The 4,828-nt window shown below is 74.0% G+C and carries 2 protein-coding genes; one reads left to right on the forward strand and one right to left on the reverse strand.

The window, feature by feature from the left end; genetic code table 11:
• Window positions 1-1,876 (forward strand): helix-turn-helix transcriptional regulator (locus AOK18_RS21975; protein WP_167738724.1); only part of this gene is annotated, 1,876 nt, incomplete at its 5' end.
• A gap of 118 nt (window positions 1,877-1,994) precedes the next feature.
• Here the strand turns inward: AOK18_RS21975 and AOK18_RS21980 are convergent.
• Complete coding sequence (locus tag AOK18_RS21980) at window positions 1,995-4,277, reverse strand: (Fe-S)-binding protein (protein WP_055573532.1); 2,283 nt, start codon at window positions 4,275-4,277, stop codon at window positions 1,995-1,997.
• Window positions 4,278-4,828 lie beyond the last annotated feature (551 nt).

Consider the following 4,828-nt stretch of genomic DNA (forward strand, 5'->3'; position numbering starts at 1 on the left):
CACCGCGATGACCCGCCTGGGACTGCTGTGCCAGGACGCGGACGGACTGGCCCGGTACGCCCATCCGCTGCTGCGCGACGCGGTGCTGAGCGGCTGGACCAGCGGCCGGCGCAGGGCCGCCCACCGCACCGCCGCCGAGGAGCTGATGCGCCGGGGCGCCGGCGTCGCCGTGGTGGCCGGGCACCTGGCGCGCGCCTCCGTGGTGGCCGAGCCGTGGGCCGTCGACGTCCTGGTCCAGGCGGCCGCCGCCGAGGTCCGCGCCGGCCGCGCACGGACCGCCGTGACGTTCCTGCGGCGCGCCCTGGACGAGCCGATGGAGTCCGGCCGCCGGGCCGGCGTCCTCATCCAGCTGGGCTCCCTGGAGTGCGCCGAGCACCCGGCCGGCGGCATCGCCCGGCTCACCGAGGCCGTACGGCTCCCGGGCGACTCCCGGGACCTGGTGCGGGCGATGGTGGCCCTGGCCACGGCGCTCGCCCGCAGCGGGGAGACCCCGGCGGCGCTGCGCATGCTCCGCACGGAGGAGGCCCGGCTGACGGACCACCCGGACCTGGTGCGCACGCTGCGCGCCGTCGCCGTCCTGATGTCGGACCACGAACTGGGCGCCCTGCGCGAGGAGTACCGGCGGCTGCACGGGCCCGACGGGGACTCCCCGGACCTGCTCGGCGCCGCCCACCAGGCACTGATCGTCCGGTACGAGGCGACGGCCGGCCTGATCTCCTCCCGGGACGCGACGGCCCGGATCCGCGGCCTCCTCGAGGAGCCGGCCGATCCGCTCGCCGAGCCGTTCCTGCTCACCACGGCCGCCGTGGTGGCCCAGTGGGCCGACGAACTCGACGAGGCCGAACGCCTGGTGCGGCGCGCCCTGGACACCCTGGGGCCCCTCCTGCTGCACCCCATGCACCACGTCCTGCTCGACGTGCGCGTGGACCTCGCGGCGGCCCGCGCGGACTTCGCCACCGTGCTCGCCGCCCCGCGGGCCCGGCCGCCCGCGACCGGCCTGCCCGGCCCCGGACCGGCCAGCGCGCACACGCAGGCCGTGATCGCGCTGGTGGAGACGGGCCGGCTGGAGGAGGCCGCCCGCCTCGCGGACGGCTTCGACCCGCGGATCGCACCGGACTCCTGGAGGACGCACCGCTTCCTGTACGCGCGGGGGGTGCTGCGCGCGGCCGCCGGGGACCCGGCGGCCGCGCTGGAGGACTTCCTGGAGTGCGGACGGCGCCAGGCGGCCCACGAGGCGGTCAGGTCCGTGGTCGCCCCCTGGCGCGTCGGCGCCGCCGAGTGCCGGCTGGCGCTCGGCCGGCCGCGGGAGGCGCTGGCCCTCGCCGAGGAGGAACTGCGGCTCGCCGAGGTGTGGCGTACCCCGCGCGTCCTGGGCCGCGCGCTGCGCGTGCTGGGCGAGGCGACCGGCGGCCGGCGCGGCCTGGAACTCACCGGCCGCGCGGTCGAGGTGCTGCGCGAGGGACCGGTCGGGACGGAGCTGATCGAGGCCCTGGTCTCCCACGGCCGCCGGCTGGCCGCCTCGGGGGAGCGTGCCCGCGCCCGCGAGCCGCTGCGCGAGGCGGCGGACCGCGCCGAACGGCTCGGCGCGGTCCGGCTGCGCACCGTCGCCGAGGGGCTGCTCCGCGAGGGCGGTGCCCGGCGCGCGGGCGCCCCGCGGACCGGTCCCGCCGCGCTCACCGACAGCGAGCGCCGCGTCGCCGGCCTGGCCGCCGAGGGCCGGACGAACGCGGAGATAGCCGCCCTGCTGCACCTCGCCCGGCGCACGGTGGAGACCCACCTGACGGCCTGCTACCGCAAACTCGGCATCCGCCGCCGCACCGAACTCACCGCGGTCCTGCCGCCCGTCCGGCCCGGCGCGCCGGCCGGGACGGGCTGACCCGGCACGGGCCGGCCCCGCCGCCGGGCCCCCGGGCCGGTCCCGCCGCCGGCCGCGCACGACAGCGCCCCGCCGCCGGCCGGGGCCGGGACGGGGCGCTGGAGGAGGGACGGGCCGGTCACTTCACCGGCTCGGGCTCCGGGGTGTTCTCGCTCTCCGCCTCGCCGGCGGGATCGAGCGGCGTCTTGACGGACTCCAGCAGGAGCTGCGCGACGTCGACGACCTGGATGGACTCCTTGGCCTTGCCGTCGTTCTTCTTGCCGTTGACCGAGTCGGTCAGCATGACCAGGCAGAACGGGCAGGCGGTGGAGACGATGTCGGGGTTCAGGGCGAGGGCCTCGTCGACGCGTTCGTCGTTGATGCGCTTGCCGATCCGCTCCTCCATCCACATCCGCGCACCGCCGGCGCCGCAGCAGAAGCCGCGCTCCTTGTGGCGGTGCATCTCCTCGTTGCGCAGGCCCGGGACGTTGGCGATGATCTCGCGCGGAGGCGTGTAGATCTTGTTGTGCCGGCCCAGGTAGCACGGGTCGTGGTAGGTGATGAGGCCCTCGACCGGGGTGACCGGGATCAGCTTGCCCTCGTCGATGAGGTGCTGGAGCAGCTGGGTGTGGTGGATGACCTCGTAGTCGCCGCCGAGCTGCGGGTACTCGTTGCCGAGGGTGTTGAGGCAGTGCGGGCAGGTGGCGACGATCTTCTTCGCCGACTTGGGCTTCTTCGACTCCTCGGTGACGTTGCCCTCGTCGTCCGTCTCCTCGCCGAAGGCCATGTTCAGCGACATGACGTTCTCCATGCCGAGCTCCTGGAACAGGGGCTCGTTGCCGAGGCGGCGGGCGGAGTCACCGGTGCACTTCTCGTCGCCGCCCATGATCGCGAACTTGACGCCCGCGATGTGCAGCAGCTCGGCGAAGGCCTTGGTGGTCTTCTTGGCGCGGTCCTCGAGGGCGCCGGCGCAGCCGACCCAGTACAGGTACTCGACCTCGGTGAGGTCCTCGATGTCCTTGCCGACGACCGGGACCTCGAAGTCGAGCTCCTTGAGCCACTCCAGGCGCTGCTTCTTGGCCAGGCCCCAGGGGTTGCCCTTCTTCTCCAGGTTCTTGAGCATCGTGCCCGCCTCCGAGGGGAAGCTGGACTCGATCATGACCTGGTAGCGGCGCATGTCGACGATGTGGTCGACGTGCTCGATGTCGACCGGGCACTGCTCGACGCAGGCGCCGCAGGTGGTGCAGGACCACAGGACGTCCGGGTCGATGACGCCGTTCTCCTCGAGGGTGCCGATCAGCGGCCGCTCGGCCTCGGCCAGCGCCGCGGCGGGCACGTCCTTCAGGGCCTCGGCCGGGGCCTTCTCCTCGCCCTCCATGGTCTTGCCGCCGCCGGCCAGCAGGTACGGGGCCTTGGCGTGCGCGTGGTCGCGCAGCGACATGATCAGCAGCTTGGGGGAGAGCGGCTTGCCGGTGTTCCAGGCGGGGCACTGCGACTGGCAGCGCCCGCACTCGGTGCAGGTGGAGAAGTCCAGCAGGCCCTTCCAGGAGAACTGCTCGACCTGGGAGACGCCGAAGACGTCGTCGTCACCGGGATCGCTGAAGTCGATCGGCTTGCCGCCCGAGGTCATCGGCTGCAGGCCGCCGAGGGCGACGTCGCCGTCGGCCTCGCGCTTGAACCAGATGTTCGGGAAGGCGAGGAAGCGGTGCCAGGCCACGCCCATGTTCGTGTTGAGCGAGACCACGATCATCCACACGAACGAGGTCCCGATCTTGATCATGGCGACCAGGTAGACCAGGTTCTGCAGCGTGCCGACGTCGAGGTTCTGGAAGGCGAGCACCAGCGGGTACGAGGCGAAGTACGCCGCCTCGTAGCCGTCCACGTGGTGCAGCGCGCCCTCGAGGCCGCGCAGCACGTAGATGGCGAGGCCGATGGTGAGGATGACGTACTCGACGAAGTACGCCTGACCCGACTTGGAGCCGGCGAAGCGGGACTTGCGGCCCGGGCGCGACGGCAGGTTCAGCAGGCGGATGGCGATCAGCACGGCGATGCCGAGCACGGTCATCACGCCGATGAACTCGATGTACATCTCGAACGGCAGGAAGCCGCCGATGACCGGGAGCACCCAGTCGGCCTGGAAGAGCTGGCCGAACGCCTGGGCCAGGGTCGGCGGCAGCGTCAGGAAGCCGACGGCCACGAACCAGTGGGCGATGCCGACGACGCCCCACTTGTTCATGCGCGTGTGGCCGAGGAACTCCCGCACCAGGGTCACGCTGCGCCGGTAGGGATTGTCGGTCCGGGTGCCGGCCGGAACCGGCTGGCCCAGTTTGAAGTACCGGACGAACTGGCCGATCGCGCGTGCGAGCAGGGCAGCGCCGACCACGGCCAGGACCAGCGACACGATGATCGCGGCGAGTTGCATGGGGGCTCCTCGGGCCTGCGAGGGTTTGGTCGGGGGCTCCTGCCACGGGATTCCCGACATTACTAAGCGGTAACTTATACAGTCCGTCCGAGACTACCCCCAACCCCGGTCGCACTGTAGTCGGGTGCGGGGTGATCTGAATCGCTGAGGCTTGCCTTGGCGGGCGCCCCGGACGCGGCCGCGTGCCGCCCGCCAAAGCGGGGCATACGTCACCAACTTATATCCGCGGCACACACCCGTGTCCGTGCGCCCTCGCGCCGGCGCCGCCGGTCCGGCCGCCCGCGGGTGCCCGCACGGGGTGCTCGCGGGCGCCCGCGCGGGGTCGCGGGGCCCTCCGTCCGCCCCCGCCGTGGGCGCCGCCGCCCCGGCCGCGCGGTCGCGGTCGCGGATGCCGCCGGAGTGGCGGGCTCCGGGGGTCCCGGTGGACCCCGGGGGTCCCGGTGGGGCCACGGCCCCGCCGCCCGCCACTCCGGCGGCATCCGCGACCGCGACCGCGCGGCCGGGGCGGCGGGGCCCACGGCGGGGGCGGACGGAGGGCCCCGCGACCCCGC

Origin of the sequence: Streptomyces prasinopilosus, assembly GCF_001419695.1 — a bacterium.
GTDB classification, from domain to species: domain Bacteria; phylum Actinomycetota; class Actinomycetes; order Streptomycetales; family Streptomycetaceae; genus Streptomyces; species Streptomyces prasinopilosus.

What these genes read in the sequence shown, in the direction of transcription:
- AOK18_RS21980 (WP_055573532.1), bottom strand. Translation starts at nt 4,277, where the DNA reads ATGCAACTCGCCGCGATCATCGTGTCGCTGGTCCTGGCCGTGGTCGGC.